Origin of the sequence: Cellulophaga baltica 18, from assembly GCF_000468615.2 — a bacterium.
GTDB classification, from domain to species: Bacteria; Bacteroidota; Bacteroidia; order Flavobacteriales; family Flavobacteriaceae; genus Cellulophaga; species Cellulophaga baltica.
Window position 1 is genome coordinate 3,461,901 of the sequence record NZ_CP009976.1, and the last position, 17,649, is coordinate 3,479,549.

At 34.4% G+C, this 17,649-nt stretch carries 15 protein-coding genes; 13 read left to right on the top strand and 2 right to left on the bottom strand.

Features of this window, described 5'->3' with window-relative positions; genetic code table 11:
* The first annotated feature begins 11 nt into the window (after positions 1-11).
* From M666_RS14860 to M666_RS14870, 3 genes are all read left to right on the top strand, one after another.
* Positions 12-1,736, top strand: coding sequence for a hypothetical protein (locus tag M666_RS14860; protein ID WP_029446497.1), 1,725 nt, complete (start codon positions 12-14; stop codon positions 1,734-1,736).
* A 67-nt stretch (positions 1,737-1,803) separates the two neighbouring features.
* Positions 1,804-3,339: a YifB family Mg chelatase-like AAA ATPase gene (locus tag M666_RS14865; protein ID WP_029446498.1), complete on the top strand. Its 1,536-nt coding sequence runs from the start codon at positions 1,804-1,806 to the stop codon at positions 3,337-3,339.
* A gap of 137 nt (positions 3,340-3,476) precedes the next feature.
* On the top strand, positions 3,477-4,199 hold the full coding sequence (locus M666_RS14870) for a DUF6503 family protein (protein WP_029446499.1): 723 nt from the start codon (positions 3,477-3,479) through the stop codon (positions 4,197-4,199).
* Positions 4,200-4,482: 283 nt separating this feature from the next.
* On the opposite strand, the gene M666_RS14875 is transcribed toward M666_RS14870, so the two are convergent.
* Complete coding sequence (locus tag M666_RS14875; protein WP_025615150.1) at positions 4,483-4,926, bottom strand: hypothetical protein; 444 nt, start codon at positions 4,924-4,926, stop codon at positions 4,483-4,485.
* Positions 4,927-5,143: 217 nt separating this feature from the next.
* On the opposite strand from M666_RS14875, the gene M666_RS14880 reads away from it, so the two are divergent.
* From M666_RS14880 to M666_RS14900, 5 genes are read left to right on the top strand one after another with little or no spacing between them, the layout of a single operon-like run.
* Positions 5,144-6,244 carry a DUF2891 domain-containing protein gene (locus M666_RS14880; RefSeq protein ID WP_029446500.1) on the top strand — a complete coding sequence of 367 codons (1,101 nt, stop codon included), beginning with the start codon at positions 5,144-5,146 and terminating at the stop codon, positions 6,242-6,244.
* 2 nt (positions 6,245-6,246) lie between these two features.
* Positions 6,247-7,437, top strand: a complete 1,191-nt coding sequence (locus M666_RS14885; protein ID WP_029446501.1) for an Nramp family divalent metal transporter — start codon at positions 6,247-6,249, stop codon at positions 7,435-7,437.
* A gap of 10 nt (positions 7,438-7,447) precedes the next feature.
* Positions 7,448-8,182, top strand: coding sequence for a 5-oxoprolinase subunit PxpA (pxpA, locus tag M666_RS14890; RefSeq protein ID WP_029446502.1), 735 nt, complete (start codon positions 7,448-7,450; stop codon positions 8,180-8,182).
* Positions 8,179-8,916: a 5-oxoprolinase subunit PxpB gene (gene pxpB / locus M666_RS14895; RefSeq protein ID WP_025615154.1), complete on the top strand. Its 738-nt coding sequence runs from the start codon at positions 8,179-8,181 to the stop codon at positions 8,914-8,916. Before pxpA ends, pxpB begins: the two co-directional genes overlap by 4 nt.
* Positions 8,909-9,748, top strand: coding sequence for a 5-oxoprolinase subunit C family protein (locus tag M666_RS14900; protein WP_029446503.1), 840 nt, complete (start codon positions 8,909-8,911; stop codon positions 9,746-9,748). The genes pxpB and M666_RS14900 overlap by 8 nt, the downstream gene beginning before the upstream one ends.
* On the opposite strand, the gene M666_RS14905 is transcribed toward M666_RS14900, so the two are convergent.
* Entirely contained in the window at positions 9,749-11,116 is a 1,368-nt protein-coding gene (locus M666_RS14905; protein ID WP_029446504.1) for an aldehyde dehydrogenase, read from the bottom strand. It abuts the gene before it with no gap.
* A gap of 393 nt (positions 11,117-11,509) precedes the next feature.
* On the opposite strand from M666_RS14905, the gene ilvD reads away from it, so the two are divergent.
* The 5 genes from ilvD to ilvC are packed head-to-tail and all read left to right on the top strand — an operon-like array spanning position 11,510 to position 17,640.
* Positions 11,510-13,186 (top strand): dihydroxy-acid dehydratase, encoded by a 1,677-nt coding sequence (ilvD, locus tag M666_RS14910; RefSeq protein WP_029446505.1) that lies wholly within the window; start codon positions 11,510-11,512, stop codon positions 13,184-13,186.
* 49 nt (positions 13,187-13,235) lie between these two features.
* Positions 13,236-14,975, top strand: coding sequence for a biosynthetic-type acetolactate synthase large subunit (ilvB, locus tag M666_RS14915; RefSeq protein WP_024480807.1), 1,740 nt, complete (start codon positions 13,236-13,238; stop codon positions 14,973-14,975).
* Between the two features lies 1 nt (position 14,976).
* On the top strand, positions 14,977-15,558 hold the full coding sequence (locus M666_RS14920; protein ID WP_029446506.1) for an O-methyltransferase: 582 nt from the start codon (positions 14,977-14,979) through the stop codon (positions 15,556-15,558).
* A 47-nt stretch (positions 15,559-15,605) separates the two neighbouring features.
* Entirely contained in the window at positions 15,606-16,136 is a 531-nt protein-coding gene (gene ilvN / locus M666_RS14925; RefSeq protein WP_024480809.1) for an acetolactate synthase small subunit, read from the top strand.
* A gap of 28 nt (positions 16,137-16,164) precedes the next feature.
* Positions 16,165-17,640 (top strand): ketol-acid reductoisomerase, encoded by a 1,476-nt coding sequence (gene ilvC / locus M666_RS14930; protein WP_029446507.1) that lies wholly within the window; start codon positions 16,165-16,167, stop codon positions 17,638-17,640.
* The last annotated feature ends 9 nt before the right edge of the window (positions 17,641-17,649 follow it).

A 17,649-nucleotide genomic window follows, 5' to 3' on the forward strand; every position in this document is an offset into this window, starting at 1 on the left:
ATGTTATAGTTATGTTTAGCAAAATATATTGCCAGTATTTAATATTCTTTCTAATTACGTTATCAGCCAATTCTCAGGTAATTAGTACTGAAAATAGTGCTGATTTAAAAAAACTTAAGAATATAGGTAATGAATCTGTAGAGCTTCATTATAGTAACTCCACGGTACTTTCAGGGGAAGTTTTTTTTTATAAATTTTATTGCAAAAATAGCAAGGGAGAACCAAGTAATATTAGTAAAATAGGATACGTTGAGTTAATTAATAAAGATCTAGAAATAGTAATTAGACAAAAAATACATTTAGAGAATGGTAATGGTTATAATGATTTTTTTATCCCTACTAATTTAAAGACAGATGGCTATAAATTAATTGCTTATACTAATTGGATGAAAAACAATAGTGTTAGTAATTTTTTTCAAGAAGATATAGTAATTATCAACCCTTTCAGCAATCGAAGTAAAATTCCAGATTCAACATTATTTCTCAATAGTGTTAAGGCTATAGAATTACCTTCTAAAACAACTCTAAAGTCACATTTAATTTTATCTTTAGAAAAACAATTTGTTAATACCCGTGAGAAATTAAAAGTTAATTTAGAAACTAAGAATAAGGAATTTTTAGAAGGTGAATATTCTCTTCTAATTAAAAAGAAGAATAATTTCCACGTTCAAAAATACGCCTCCAACTCTTTAAGGAAAAATAAACAAAAGAGCTCAGAGTTCTATTTTCCTGAATTAAGAGGACAATTAATTAGTGGAACCATACAAGAGGTAGGTAGTGGACATCTATTACCAAACAAAAATTTTACTTTTAATATACCCGGTAATAATTACCAATTATACACCTTTAAAACAAATAGTAATGGTCAATTTATCTTAGATTACAGGAATTCGTCTGAAATTGATTTTGCTTTATTACAACCTATCGGTAAATCTGATGAAAAGATTGAAATAAACTTAGATACTCATAAAAATCTTGATTATAGTAGTTTAGATTTTATTGAGATTAAGATAGATTCTACATTGAAAGATTTGATTCTTGCTAGAAGTATTCATAATCAAATAGAAAATGCATATTATAATGCTAAGCCTGACACTATAGTTTCGTTACCATTAAAAAAAGCTTTTTACGGGGACTTAGGAGTTAAATATATATTGGATGATTTCACAAGATTTCCAAGTTTTAAGGAGACTATAGTTGAAATAATTGATAACGTTTGGATTAGTGAAGACAAAAAAGGGAAATATGAATTGAAAATAAAAAGTTATGGTGAACAGTTTTCAGAAGGGGATTATGATCCATTAATTATTATAGATGGAGTTCGTTTAAATTCAATAGAAGGCTTAATTAGTTATAACACTCAAAATATTAAAAGTGTTACTGTTGTTCGTGATAAATATATTTTAGGTGCTAATATTTTTTCTGGAATAATAGATATTAAAACTTTTCAAGGAGATTTTGGTAGAAATGAAGATTATTTTGGATTAACTAAACTTGAGCTAAATGCAATCGCTCCAAGAAAAAAATATTTCCAACAAAAACATTTGTTATCCGATGATCGTATTCCGGACTATAGACATATTTTATATTGGAATCCTGAATTTAAAATGAATAGCGTGCGTAATGACTTTAGTTTTTATAGTTCAGATGTTAAAGGTACGTTTGTAATCCAACTTAGAGGATTTAGTTCTTCTGGAACTCCAATCGAAATAGAGGAAGAGTTCACTGTACAGTAGGCTATATTGAAATAGTAGAATTCTTATATGTCTAATTATTTTCCTATTTTTAAGGAAAATAATCTAAATGCTTACAAAGGTTTACGGTAGTGCTGTTTTTGGTGTAGAGGCTACAACTATTACAGTAGAAGTCAATGTAGATAAAGGAATAGGATATCATCTAGTTGGGCTACCCGATAATGCTATTAAAGAAAGTAATTATAGAATTGCTGCTGCGTTACAGAATAATGGGTATAAAATACCAGGAAAAAAACTCACCATTAATATGGCTCCCGCAGATTTGCGAAAAGAGGGCTCTGCGTATGATCTTACCTTAGCCCTAGGGATTTTAACGGCATCGGGACAAATTAAGTCAGAAAATATAGAAAAATATATCATCATGGGAGAAATTTCTCTAGATGGTAGTTTGCAACCTATAAAAGGAGCTTTACCCATTGCTATTAAAGCAAAGGAAGAAGGGTATAAAGGTTTCATTCTTCCCAAAGAAAATGCTAGAGAAGCTGCCATCGTCAATGATCTAGAAGTTTACGGTGTGGAAAATATCAAAGAAGTTATAGAATACTTTGATATAGGTACTCCCTTAGAACAGACTATAATAGATACACGAAAAGAGTTCTATAAATCTTTAGATTTTCCTGAATTTGATTTTTCTGACGTAAAGGGACAAGAAAGTATCAAGCGGTGCATGGAAATTGCCGCTGCAGGCGGACATAATATTATTCTAATAGGTCCACCAGGAGCTGGTAAAACCATGTTAGCAAAACGTTTACCGTCTATTTTACCTCCTATGACCTTGCATGAAGCGCTAGAAACCACAAAAATACATAGTGTTGTCGGTAAAATAAAGAACATGGGATTAATGAATCAGCGTCCCTTTAGAAGTCCTCATCATACTATTTCAGATGTCGCACTTGTGGGAGGAGGAGCATATCCGCAGCCAGGAGAAATATCCTTGTCGCATAATGGGGTCTTATTTTTAGATGAGTTGCCCGAATTTAAACGTGGCGTTTTAGAAGTAATGCGTCAGCCCTTAGAAGATAGAGAAGTGACCATTTCTAGAGCGCGATTTACCGTTACCTATCCGAGTAGTTTTATGTTGGTGGCAGGTATGAATCCTAGTCCCGGAGGTTATTTTAATGATCCAGATGCACCTGTAACCTCTTCCCCAGCAGAAATGCAGCGCTATTTAAGTAAAATATCTGGACCACTTTTAGATCGTATTGATATTCATATAGAAGTAACACCTGTGCCCTTTGATAAATTATCGGAAGAACGAAAAGGAGAGGGGAGTGTAGAAATAAGAAAGCGAGTAACTGCGGCTCGAGAATTGCAAACCCAGCGTTTTGAAGAAATGGAAAACGTGCATTACAATGCGCAAATGAATACCAAGCATATCCGGAAATATTGTAAAATGGATGACGCTTCAAAAGAATTGTTGAAAAATGCTATGGAACGCCTTAACCTATCTGCGAGAGCTTATGATAGAATTCTTAAAGTAGCAAGAACCATCGCGGATTTAGATGCTGCAGAAGCGGTTACAGGAACACATATAGCTGAGGCCATACAATACCGTAGTTTAGATAGAGAAGGTTGGTTGGGATAGTAATATGTTTAGAATAGTGAATGATAGCGTAGATTGAAATAGTAAAGTGTCAATTTAAGACTTCACTATAGTTATTCGTAGCGGTAATTAATCTTATACCAATATTTTAATTTATCTTTTACCTATAAAAATAAGAAATGACTAAATATTTTATCGTACTCGTATTCTTCCTAGGAATGCAAATCTCTAAAGCACAAGATCTTACAGCTCCAGAATTGTTGGATAAAGCAATTGCTTATCATGACCCAGACAAGCTTTGGAGTGTTTTTCAAGGAAAACTATTTATTACCATGAACTACCCAGACGGTAAGGAAAGGCATAGTGAAGTAGAAATTGATTTACCAAAAGAACACTTTGAAATCACTTCCAAAACAGAGGGTACTATCATTAAACAAACCTTAGATAAAGAAGAGTGCACATTAAAGTTAAACGGAAGTACAAGCATATCAGAGGAAGCTTTGAAGACACATCGGTTGAGCTGTGAGCGTGCCAATTTCATGAAGAACTATTACCTCTATTTGTATGGTCTTCCAATGAAATTAAAAGATAAAGGAACAAATCTAGATCCTAAAGTACAGACTAAAACATTTAAGGGTAAAGAATATCTAGTTCTAAAAGTTACCTATGACGAAAGTGTGGGTAAAGATGTTTGGTATTTCTATTTTGATCCTACGAGCTATGCTTTGGAAGTGTATCAGTTCTTTCATGATGAGTCTAAAAATGATGGGGAATACATCCTTTTAAGTGACTTGGAAAATGTTGGGACTATTAAAATGCCAAAAGTTAGAGCGTGGTATTACAATAAAGATGATAAATACTTAGGTACGGATATTTTGACGAAAGACATACCATTGGAATAAAATGTACGTTTAATAATTTTTTCTAACGTAGTGGCGTCCATGGATGATCTTTTGCTATGGCCTATACACTATTTATAGGCTTACATAGTCATTTATTGAACGATTAGGATTGAAGTGATTATTTAATGTCAAAATAGTATATATACAAAAAGCAAGTACATGGGATATAAATGTACTTGCTTTTTGTAGTATTTTTCAATAATCTGTTTAAGGTTTAAAAACAAAATAACTTAGGCGAAATAGAAATTATGAATTACTGTACCGCATACCTTTAAACCATCAACTATAATGTTTTAATGTTTACTTTAAGACCTTCAACAATTCCTTCTATATTTTTTACCGTTTCTTTGAGGTAATATTTTATGACGACATCGGGTATTCTAATCGTGGTGAATCCATTTTTAAAAGAATGCATCGCCTCTTCTAAATCCATTATCGCTTGTTCGTGGGTAATGGTATTGTACTCTGTATCTATTTCGATGTTGAGTTTTACACGCGAAATAGCTAAATCCACAGATTTCTTACCATCCCACCATTCTAACATGGAGGATATTCCAATTTCTTTTAAGCCGTAGTATAGTTTAATAGCTTCCGTAGGAGTTTTTTTGGTATTCACCAATTTATCCATACGTCCTTTATGTTGTTTACAAAGTTCCACTCCGTAAATGTCAAAAGAATTTTTATGGTCTATATAACTAAGTTCTTTATTACATTCTAAACAGTTCATTGATTTAAGTAGGTTAATAGGTATTCGGGATTATTATAACAGTTACTTTTTTCAAATAGTATATAAACAATTCAAGTTTTAGACGTATGACACATTTTTAGACGAACTACACTACCTATTACCATTCAACGATATATTTATAGGCCGATTTTACTAAATTTAATTTTAAGTCTCTATATTTACTTGCTATCATATTAAAATTGAAAATAGAACTTCAATGATCCAAAAAGTACAAATTCTTGTCGCTACGCTTCTTCTCGTAATATCATGTAAAGAAGAGCCTAAACCAATAACAACTACAGCGCAAACTTTAGCGCTTCCCGAGTTGAGTTTTAAAGAAGCCAATAGATTAGCTAATCTCCCTTTAGAATGCTTGCAAGTAGAATATCCAAATAAACTGAATCAATCACTTTCAGATGCTACGCACCTACAGGCACCTAAAACATTACACCCCGCATTTTATGGTTGTTATGATTGGCATTCTTCGGTCCATGGGCACTGGTCTCTCGTCTCTTTATTAAAACAGTTTCCTAGCTTACACCAGGCAAATATTATCCGTGAGAAATTAATTTCTAATATTTCCGAAGCGAATATAGCAGCAGAAATTGCCTATTTTAAAATGGAAGGTAATAGTTCTTACGAGCGTACCTATGGCTGGGCGTGGATTTTAAAATTAGCCGAAGAATTACATACTTGGAATGACCCTTTAGCACGTGATTTGGAAAAAAACTTACAACCATTAACCCACCTAATTATCGATTCTTATACCGAATTTCTTCCTAAACTAAATTATCCTATACGTGTAGGAGAACATACTAATACAGCCTTCGGACTTTCTTTAGCCTATGATTATGCAAATACCATGGATAATGAAGTGCTTAAGAAAACCATTAAAGAAACAGCCATTCGCTTTTATGCAGATGATAGTGAATGTCCCTTAAATTGGGAGCCTAGTGGCTTTGATTTTTTATCGCCTTGCTTAGAAGAAGCTAATTTAATGCGTAAAGTGTGTGCAGAAGATGAATTTAGGATTTGGTTTGATACTTTTTTACCAGAACTCACGGATCCAGAATTTGAATTAGAACCAGGCTTAGTGTCCGATAGAACTGATGGTAAATTGGTGCATTTAGACGGACTCAATTTTAGTCGTGCTTGGTGCTTGTATGGTATTTCAGAAAGTTTACCAGAGTATGCACATTTAAAAAACATCGCAACAAAACATATAGAACATTCCCTGCCTACTATTGTAGATGGCAATTATAGCGGAACACATTGGTTGGGTAGTTTTGCGCTCTATGCCTTAAACCATACCAAATAGTTATGTTTAAAAAAATAGGTCCAGGAGTTTTAGTGGCAGCAGCTTTTATTGGACCTGGAACTGTAACGGCTTGCACATTAGCAGGCGCCAGTTTTGGTTATGCATTGCTTTGGGCAATGTTACTCTCGGTAATTGCGACGATTGTTCTTCAAGAAATGGCTGCGCGTTTAGGGATTATAACGCAGCGCGGACTAGCGGATGTTATCAAATCAGAGCTTAAGATACCCTGGATTAGGAATTTGGTATTAGGAATCATTATTTCTGCCATTGTTATTGGCAATGCAGCTTATGAAGGCGGTAATATTGGTGGTGCAACATTAGGATTGGAAGCAATTTTTGGCGCAGCAAACACCAAAATATATGCCTTAATAATAGGCGGAATAGCTTTTATTTTACTCTATTTTGGCAACTATAAAACCCTAGAGAAAGCGCTTGTTTCCTTAGTGATTATTATGAGTTTGTCTTTTTTAGTTACCGCAATCATTACAAAGCCAGATGTTGTGGCTATAGCTAAAGGGCTATTTGTTCCTTCTATTCCTCAAAATAGTATTCTTAGTATTATAGCTTTAGTAGGTACCACAGTGGTACCTTATAACTTGTTTTTGCATGCTTCTTTAGTGAGTGAAAAATGGAAATCTAAAAGTGATCTAAAACTAGCAAGAAGAGATACTATTGTCGCTATTGCTTTGGGCGGTGTGGTATCGATGGGAATTATGATTGCTGCAACAAGTATAGCTAATAGCACTATTTCTAGTGTGATGGATTTAGCCAAAGGTTTAGAACCTTTATTTGGTAGCGCGGCTAAATATTTTATGGGTATTGGCCTTTTTGCGGCGGGTATAACATCGGCAATTACAGCACCTCTAGCTGCGGCTTATGTGGTTAATAGTGTTTTTGGATGGAAAGCAGGATTGCAGGATAAACGATTTAAATTTGTTTGGATGGCAATTATAGTAGTAGGTTTATCCTTTCTGTTACTAGGGGTAAAGCCTATTGAAATAATAAAATTTGCCCAAATAGCAAACGGAATATTGTTACCCGTAATTGCCGTTTTTCTATTATGGGTAGTGAATAGAAAGGATGTATTAGGAGCCCATAGAAATAGTCTATTTCAAAACATACTAGGAATAGCAATCGTTACACTCACCTTAATACTTGGGGTAAAAAGCATCCTAAAAGTTTTTGGATATTAAGAAACTTAGTATGAAGATAGATATTAATAGCGATGTTGGAGAAGGAGTAGGGAATGAGGAAGTATTAGTGCCATTAATTTCTTCGTGTAATATAGCCTGCGGGGGTCATGCTGGTGATGAGAATAGCATTCGTCAGGTTATAAGAATAGCAAAAAGTAATGCTGTTTTAATAGGAGCGCACCCTTCTTATCCTGATAAGGAGAATTTTGGAAGAAAGACTATGATTCTTTCTAAAGAAAGTTTAATTGAGGTCCTTCAAAAGCAATTACAGCTTTTTTTTTCTATAGCGAAAGAAGAGAACGCCACAGTGCATCATATTAAAGGACATGGAGCGCTATATAATGATAGTGCGGTACATATTGATTTAGCCCAAGCGTATCTCGAAGCCATTGCGCCATTTTCCGATTCCATAATAGTATATGTGCCCTATAATTCAATCATAGCCCAGGAGGCTTTGAAAAAGGGTATTAAAGTTGCTTATGAAACTTTTTTAGACAGAAATTATAATAGTGATGGGAGTTTAGTTTCAAGACGTCAAGATAATGCACTAATTGAAAAGCCCGAAAAAGTATTAGAACACCTACTATTTATCTTAAAGGAGCATAAAATTAAAACATTGAACGGTACCCTAATTAACACCCTTTCAGATACTTTTTGTATCCATGGAGATACTGTTTCAGCATTGAAAATTTTAATGTATCTTCATAATGAATTACCAAAGTATAACATTCAAATCAACCCGTGAAAAATTTCCCTATATCAATCCGCCCCTTCGGAGTTCATGCCGTATTAATTGAATGGCCTCAAGAGGTTAATGATCGTATTTTAAACGATATTTTATTTTTTAGTGCCCATCTAAAGAAAGAATGCTTGCATGAAGGACTTTGGGAACTTATTCCTGCCTACAATTCTCTTACGCTGGTTTTGCGTAATGATATTATCCAGTTTGATACTTTCAAGATACAGTTAGAACACTGGTATTCTGAAAAGAAGGCGATAACATTAGAACAAAAATTTTTATGGCGATTGCCCGTGTGTTATGAAAGCGAATTTGCTTTAGATTTAATTGAAATATCAGAAAAACTACAAAAAACACCGGCAGAAATTATAGCATTACATACGGAAAACCCTTATACGGTTTACGGAATAGGGTTTTTACCAGGGTTTATGTATTTAGGAGGTTTACCTAGCTTATTGGAAATTCCGCGAAGAAATTCCCCAAGACCAAAAGTACTCAAAGGATCTGTTGGTTTAGCAGGGAAACAAACGGGAGTTTATCCGCAAGAATCTCCTGGAGGGTGGAATATTATTGGCAATTGTTCTGTGCCTATTTTTAATCCTAAAAATGAAAATCCGTGTTTAGTAAAAGTAGGAGATAAAGTTCAGTTTTATTCCATTTCTAAGGCAGAATATGATTTGCATAAAATTGAATCAGAGGTAGGAATTTATCAATTTGAAAAAATTAAAATCGATGCTTAAAGTATTAAAATCAGGCTTTTTTACTACCATTCAAGATACAGGTCGTTTTGGTTTTAGAGACAAAGGTGTTCCTGTGTCTGGTATAATGGATACGGAGACGGTTTACAAACTAAATATGCTTTTAGAAAATGAAAGGGAAGCAGCCGTTTTAGAAATAACGATGACAGGTCCTACTTTAGAGTTTGAAGAAGCTACCTATATTGCTTTGGGCGGTGCAGAATTATCCATAACACTAAATAATGAACCGGTTAGTAACTATAAAGTACTCAAAGTTAATGCTGGAGATATCTTATCTTATGGTCGCCTAAAAAAAGGCTTTAGAGCCTATTTAGCCATTAAAAAAGGATTCCAGTCTTCACTAGTCTTAGGAAGTAGGTCTTATTATGGGAATATAACCCCAAAAGCATTGCTAAAAGATAAATATGAGGTTCCTTATATACATACAGCTCTTTTTGAGCCTAAAATAACTGGATTGAAAGTAGATTCAATTTTAGATGAAGAAATTCTTCATGTGGCTAAAGGGCCAGAATTTGAACTGTTAGATGATAAGCAATTAGAAATGCTCTTTTCGCAAGAATTTACTATCGCTAATGAAAATAATAGAATGGCATATCAACTTAATGAAACTATTACGGGTCATGCTGTTTCAATGCTTACTTCCGCAACTTTGCCAGGAACCATACAATTTACACCCGCTGGTAAGCTAATCATTTTGATGAAAGATGGCCAAACTACGGGGGGGTATCCAAGAATACTTCAACTTACGGATAAAGGAATTTCTATCTTAGCACAAAAAAAAGCGGGAGATACGCTTTCGTTTAAATTGATGTAATTAAAACATCTTTTTTAATTTTTTAGCAAAATCTAAAGATAACTTATAAGGTGGATAACGTAATGGAATATCTAACCATGTTCCTTTTTTGAGGATAGCCTTTGAATGTGAAAAGGTATCAAAAGAGGTTTTGCCATGATATACGCCAATTCCACTTGCGCCAACACCACCAAAAGGAAGATTTTTATTAGCGATATGAATAACGGTATCATTAATAGCGCCACCACCAAAACTATAGGTGCTCATTATGGTATCTTGAAAGGCTTTGTTTGCGCTAAAAACATAGGTAGCTAAAGGCTTTTCATACTTCGAAATATAATCATCAATATCTTCTAGGGTCTCATAGGTTATTATAGGTAGTATAGGCCCAAATATTTCTCCTTGCATTATTTTACTATCCATTTTTGGTTCATCTACTAAGGTAGGAGCCAAGTAATTATCTTGAGGATTGTTTTCACCACCAAAAATAATTTTTTCTCCTTCTAGCAGTGCTAATAAGTTTCCGAAATGTTTGTTGCTTACCGTCCGTGCAAAATCAGCAGAAGATTCTATAGGACTACCATAAAATTGGTTGATGCTTTTGATGAGTTCTTGTACTAATTTTTCTTTAACGGAGGTATGTACCAAAATATAATCTGTAGCAATACAGGTTTGGCCTGCATTTAAAAATTTACCCCAAGCAATTCTTCGAGAAGCAACTGCAATATTTGCAGTTTCATCAACTATGGCGGGATTTTTACCACCCAATTCTAGTGTGACAGGAGTAAGGTATTTCGCGGCGCTTTCGTAAACTATTTTCCCTACGTGAGAACTTCCCGTAAAGAAAATATAATCCCATTTTTGAGCTAGTAAATTTTGGGAAACTTCCACGCCACCTTCTACTACAACAACATAGTTTTTAGGAAATACTTCGTTGATAATCTTTACTAAAATTTCGGACGTATTAGGAGTAATTTCAGAAGGCTTAATAACCGCTGTATTTCCCGCTGCGACTGCGCCAATTAATGGAGCAATTGCTAGCTGAAACGGGTAATTCCAAGGCGCAATAATAAGAACAGTTCCGTAGGGCTCCTTGTAGATATAATCAAACGAAGGCCAATTAGCCCAAGAACTACGGACCGATTTAGGAGCAGCCCAAGAATTTAGTTTTTTAATAGCCGTATGCAATTCAGCCAAAACAAACTGTGTTTCCGTAAGAATTGTTTCAAATTTTGGTTTTTTAAAATCCAAATAAATAGCGTCACAAATCTCATCTTCATAAGAAGTGATAGCCGCTGCTAATTTTTTCAGGTAGTTCTTCCTAAAAGAAACCGGTTTTGTTTGTTGCGATTTAAAAAATTCTCGTTGATTTTCTAATAATTGTTGCATTTATCAAAATTACGGATTTATAAGGTTGAATTTCTGCAATTTTCTTTACATTTACTACATGTTAGAAATTAAAAACAACATTTACGTCATTATTATTCTTCTTAAAGAATGATATAGTCTTTTGTTGTTTTAAAAAGCCTGTATCTATACAAATGATACAGGCTTTTTTTTATGGAATTAATAGAAAAAATTATGCTTTAAAAATAACTTTATTGTATTGAATATGGGAGAAAATACAAATATAAACACTTGATAAACAGTAATTTATAGATATAATGATAAAATTGACTTTGAACCAATAAGATTTGTTAAAAAACTAAGGAATTATAATCATTTATCTTTGATTCAGTAGAGAATACTCAAAGGAATAAAAATATACAAGCACATAGTTTAATGGAATTAAATAAATACAGTAAAAACGTAACTCAAGATCCTACACAACCAGCAGCACAAGCAATGTTGTACGGTATTGGTTTTAAAGATGAAGATTTTGAAAAACCAATAATTGGTGTGGCAAGTACCGGTTATGAGGGTAATCCTTGTAATATGCACTTGAATGATTTGGCCAAATTAGTAAAAGCGGGTGTAAATTCAAATGCATCTGTAGGACTAATTTTTAATACGATTGGTGTTAGTGATGGTATCTCTATGGGTACTCCAGGAATGCGTTTTTCACTACCGTCAAGAGATATTATTGCCGATTCTATGGAGACAGTGGTGCAAGGAATGTCTTATGACGGCCTGGTAACTGTGGTAGGTTGTGATAAAAATATGCCTGGTGCTTTGATGGCGATGATTCGTTTGAATCGTCCATCAATTTTAGTATACGGTGGTACGATAGCTTCTGGTTGTCATAATGATAGAAAGTTAGATATCGTTTCTGCTTTTGAAGCATGGGGAGAGAAAGTTGCTGGTACAATGAAAGAAGATGATTTTCAGTGTATCATTAAAAAATCTATTCCTGGTGCTGGTGCTTGTGGTGGTATGTATACCGCTAATACTATGGCTTCTGCTATTGAAGCATTAGGGATGTCTTTACCTTTCAATTCTTCTAACCCAGCAATCAGCAAGGATAAAGAAGCGGAATGTATTGAGGCTGGTAAAAAAATGTTTTACTTGCTAGAGCATGATATTAAACCTTTAGATATCGTAACTCGTAAGTCATTAGAAAATGCTATTCGTTTGGTCACTATCATGGGGGGGTCTACAAATGCTGTACTTCACTTTTTAGCTATTGCAAGAGCTGCAGATATTGATTTTACTCTTAAAGATTTTCAGCATATTAGTGATACTACACCATTTATTGCAGATTTAAAACCTAGTGGTAAATATTTAATGGAAGATGTACACCGTATTGGTGGTATTCCAGCAGTATTAAAGTATTTATTAAAGAATGGTTTATTACACGGAGATTGTTTAACTGTAACAGGAAAAACGCTTGCCGAAAATTTAGCAGATGTTCCAGATTTACAGGAAGGTCAAGATGTTATTCGTCCTTTAGATAATCCAATAAAAGCAACAGGGCATCTACGTATGCTTTATGGAAATTTAGCTGAAAATGGTTCAGTAGCAAAAATAACAGGTAAAGAAGGCCTTTTATTTAAAGGAACAGCAAAGGTCTTTAATAGTGAATATGATGCCAATGATGGTATTCGTGACGGGAAGGTTAAAAAAGGAGATGTTGTTGTTATCCGTTATGAAGGTCCTAAAGGTGGTCCTGGTATGCCAGAAATGCTTAAACCAACCGCAGCCATTATGGGTGCAGGTTTAGGTAAGGAAGTAGCTTTAATCACAGATGGTCGTTTTTCAGGAGGTACGCATGGGTTCGTCGTAGGGCACATTTCTCCAGAAGCACAAGATGGTGGTACTATAGCGCTTGTACATGATGGCGATATTATTACTATCGATGCAGAAACAAATGCTATTAATGTTGAAGTTTCTGATGAAGAACTGGCAAAACGTAAAGAATCATGGGTTGCTCCAGAACTAAAGTTTAAAAAAGGTGTTTTATACAAATACGCACGCTCAGTATCTTCTGCAGCGCAAGGGTGTGTTACGGATGAATTTTAAAAAAGCTATTTATTATTTCCTGTAAAACGGAAATCTAAAAGTACAGCGGATGAATACAAATACAGTTAAAGAGAAATCAAAATCGACAAATATGAAGACTGCTACAAAAATTAGCGGAGCAGAGGCAATTATACATTGTTTGTTAGCTGAGGGTGTTGATTTAATTTATGGTTACCCAGGTGGTGCCATAATGCCTGTTTATGATGAATTATATAAATTTCAAGATAAACTTACACATATATTAACGCGTCACGAGCAAGGAGCTACGCATGCTGCTCAAGGGTATGCTAGAGTCTCTGGTAGAGTTGGTGTTGCTATTGCAACATCTGGTCCAGGAGCAACAAATTTGGTAACAGGATTAGCAGATGCACAGATAGATTCTACACCCTTGGTTTGTATTACAGGTCAAGTAGGGAGTCACTTATTAGGATCAGATGCTTTCCAAGAAACTGATATTGTTGGAATTTCTACTCCAGTAACTAAATGGAATTATCAGATAACAAAAGCATCAGAAATTCCAGAGATAATGGCGAAGGCGTTTTATATCGCTAAATCGGGTCGTCCAGGACCTGTCTTGGTAGATATTACGAAAGATGCGCAGTTTGAAACATTCGACTTTAGTTATGAGAAATGTACAGGCGTACGTAGTTATGTGCCTGTTCCTAAGCCGAATATCAATGCGATTACAGAGGCGGCCCGGTTAATCAACGAAGCTAAGAAACCAATGATTGTTTTTGGTCAAGGGGTAATTCTTGGTCGGGCAGAAGCAGAATTGAAAGAATTGGTAGAGAAAGCAGGAATCCCTGCTGCTTGGACCATTTTAGGATTGTCTGCAATGGATACTGAACATCCATTAAATGTAGGTATGGTAGGAATGCATGGTAATTACGGACCAAATGTTTTAACCAATGAATGTGATTTATTGGTGGCTATTGGAATGCGTTTTGACGATCGTGTTACAGGAAACTTAGAAACCTATGCTAAACAAGCAAAAGTAATTCACTTTGAAATTGATCCTGCAGAGATAAATAAGAATGTTATTTCTGAAGTTGCAGTGTTAGGAAATTCTAAGGAGACCTTACAATTATTATTGCCAATGATAAAAGCAAATAAACATGAAGCTTGGCATAATGAGTTTAAGAAAAGATACGAGATAGAGTATAACGAAGTCATTAAGAATGATATTAAGCCTACCAAAGAAGGTTTAACAATGGGTGAAGTTATTGAAGAGATCAATATAGCTTCAAAAAATAGCGCTATTATAGTTACAGATGTAGGACAACACCAAATGATTGCGTGTAGGTATGCAAAATTTAACCAAACTAAAAGTAATGTAACTTCAGGAGGGCTAGGAACTATGGGCTTTGCATTACCCGCAGCAATAGGGGCAAAACAAGGAGCCATGGAACGTGAAGTTGTTGCTATAATTGGGGATGGTGGATATCAAATGACCATACAAGAATTAGGGGTAATATTTCAGCATAAAATACCTGTAAAAATTGTTGTATTAAATAATGATCATTTAGGGATGGTCCGCCAATGGCAAGAATTATTCTTTGAGAAAAGATATGCTTCTACCGTAATGGTGAATCCTGATTTTGTGAAAATAGCAGAAGGATATCATATTGAAGCAAAACGAATTAGCGAAAGAAAAGATTTAAAAGCTACAATTCAAGAAATGATAGCTTCAAAAGAACCTTATTTCTTAGAAGTTAAAGTAGAAAAAGAAGATAATGTATTCCCTATGATACCAACAGGGGCTTCCGTTTCAGATATCAGATTAAAATAAGATGATAGATACGCCATTCAATAATCTGCCTAAAATTCATGCTAGAATAGAAGCTAAATCTAAGGAAATAGACTTTAGTATGCCCTCGGATTTACACATTGGGTCCTTACTACAAACCTTAATTGCTTCTAAGCCAAATTCTAGATTTTTAGAATTGGGTACGGGTATAGGATTGTCTCTTTCATGGATGATTGAAGGAATGGATGCTAATTCTAGTTTAATTTCCGTAGATAATGATCCTGAATTAATCCAAATTTCAACAGAATTTTTTGGAGAGGATAAAAGGGTAACACTTATCTGCGAAGATGGATCAGTTTGGCTAAAGAACTACAGCGGAGCGAAATTCGATTTGATTTTTGCCGATGCTTGGCCTGGAAAATATAGCGAAATAGAAGAAGCATTAAATCTAGTAACTGTAGGTGGGTTTTATGTAATTGATGATATGTCTAAACAGGAAAATTGGCCAGTAGGTCATGAGGATCATGTGATTAAATTATTAGACTATTTGCAGGCTAGAGAAGATTTTAAAATAACAACATTAAATTGGTCTACAGGAGTATTAGTAGCCGTTAGAAGTAATTAATATATAAATATCCCTTTTAAAATTAAATAGGGAATTAGGGTAAAAGGATGGAAAAAAAGTGGTTTACAATATCAATCTATTCTGAAAATAATATTGGATTATTAAACAGAATTTCAGGAATATTCTTGAAGCGACATATTAATATTGAGAGTTTAAATGTTTCTAAATCAGAAATTGAAAACGTCTCTAAATTTACGGTAGTTGTTTTTACAGAGGATGAAGTAGCTCGCAAGATTGTAGGGCAGATTGAAAAACAGATAGAAGTTATAAAAGCATTTTATCACTTAGATGATGATACCATCTATCAAGAGTCCGTGCTTTTTAAAATAGCATCAAGTCTATTATTTGATGAACGTCAAATACAGAATATTATTAAAGATTGTAATGCAACAATCGTTACGGTATCTAGAGATTTCTTTGTTCTGGCTAAAACAGGAAGAAAACATGAGGTAGACGATATGTATACACAATTAAAACCTTTCGGAATTATGCAATTTGTACGTTCAGGAAGAATAGCAGTAACTAAGGCAGAAATGCCTATTTCTGCCTTATTATCACAATTTAAAAAACAACAATAAATCAATTTTAAATAAACGAGTTTATAAAATGGCAAATTATTTCAATACACTATCACTAAGAGAACAATTGACCCAATTAGGGAAATGTAGATTCATGGATACAACTGAATTTTCTGATGGTGTAGAAGCTTTAAAAGGTAAAAAAATTGTAATCGTAGGATGTGGAGCACAAGGTTTAAACCAAGGTTTAAACATGCGTGATTCTGGTTTAGACATTTCTTATGCATTGCGTGATGCTGCTATAAAAGAGCAAAGACAATCTTACAAAAACGCTAAGGAGAACGGATTTACAGTTGGTACGTATCAAGAATTAATTCCAATTGCAGATTTGGTGATCAATTTAACGCCAGATAAGCAACATACGAATGTCGTAGAAACGGTAATGCCTTTAATGAAAAAAGGAGCTACTTTATCATATTCTCACGGTTTTAATATTGTAGAAGAAGGAATGCAAGTTCGTAAAGATTTAACGGTTATTATGGTAGCGCCAAAATCTCCAGGATCTGAAGTTCGCGAAGAATATAAAAGAGGCTTTGGTGTACCAACCTTAATTGCGGTTCACCCAGAGAATGACCCAGAAGGAAAAGGTTTAGCAGAAGCAAAAGCATATGCTGTAGCTACGGGTGGTGATAAAGCAGGTGTTTTAGAATCTTCTTTTGTTGCAGAAGTAAAATCTGATTTAATGGGAGAGCAAACTATTCTTTGTGGTTTGTTACAAACAGGATCAATTCTATGTTTTGATAAAATGATAGAAAAAGGATTGGATGCTGGGTATGCGTCTAAACTTATTCAATACGGATGGGAAACTGTTACAGAAGGTCTTAAATATGGTGGAATTACACATATGATGGATCGTTTATCTAATCCTGCTAAAATTAAAGCTTTTGAACTTTCAGAAGAATTAAAAGAGATTATGCGTCCATTATTCCAAAAACATATGGATGATATTATTCAAGGTGAGTTTTCTAAAACAATGATGGAAGACTGGGCGAATGATGATAAGAACTTATTAACTTGGAGAGCTGCAACGGGAGAAACTGCCTTCGAAAAAACACCAGCAGGAAGCGATAAAATTTCTGAGCAAGAATTTTATGACCATGGGGTTTTAATGGTGGCAATGGTTAGAGCAGGAGTAGAGCTTGCTTTTGAAGCAATGACAGATTCAGGTATTATTGCCGAATCTGCATATTATGAGTCATTACATGAAACGCCATTAATAGCGAACACGATTGCGCGTAAAAAATTATTTGAAATGAATCGTGTAATTTCTGATACTGCAGAATACGGTTGTTATTTATTTGATCATGCTTGTAAGCCTTTATTAAAAGACTTCATGACTAAGATTGATACTGACGTGATTGGTAAAAATTTCGGTGAAGGAAAAGGTAATGCGGTTGACAATGCTAAATTAATTGAAGTAAATAAAGCGTTAAGAGAGCATCCAGTAGAAATTGTTGGAGCTAGATTAAGAGCTTCAATGACAGCAATGAAACCTATCGTATAAATTTTCTAT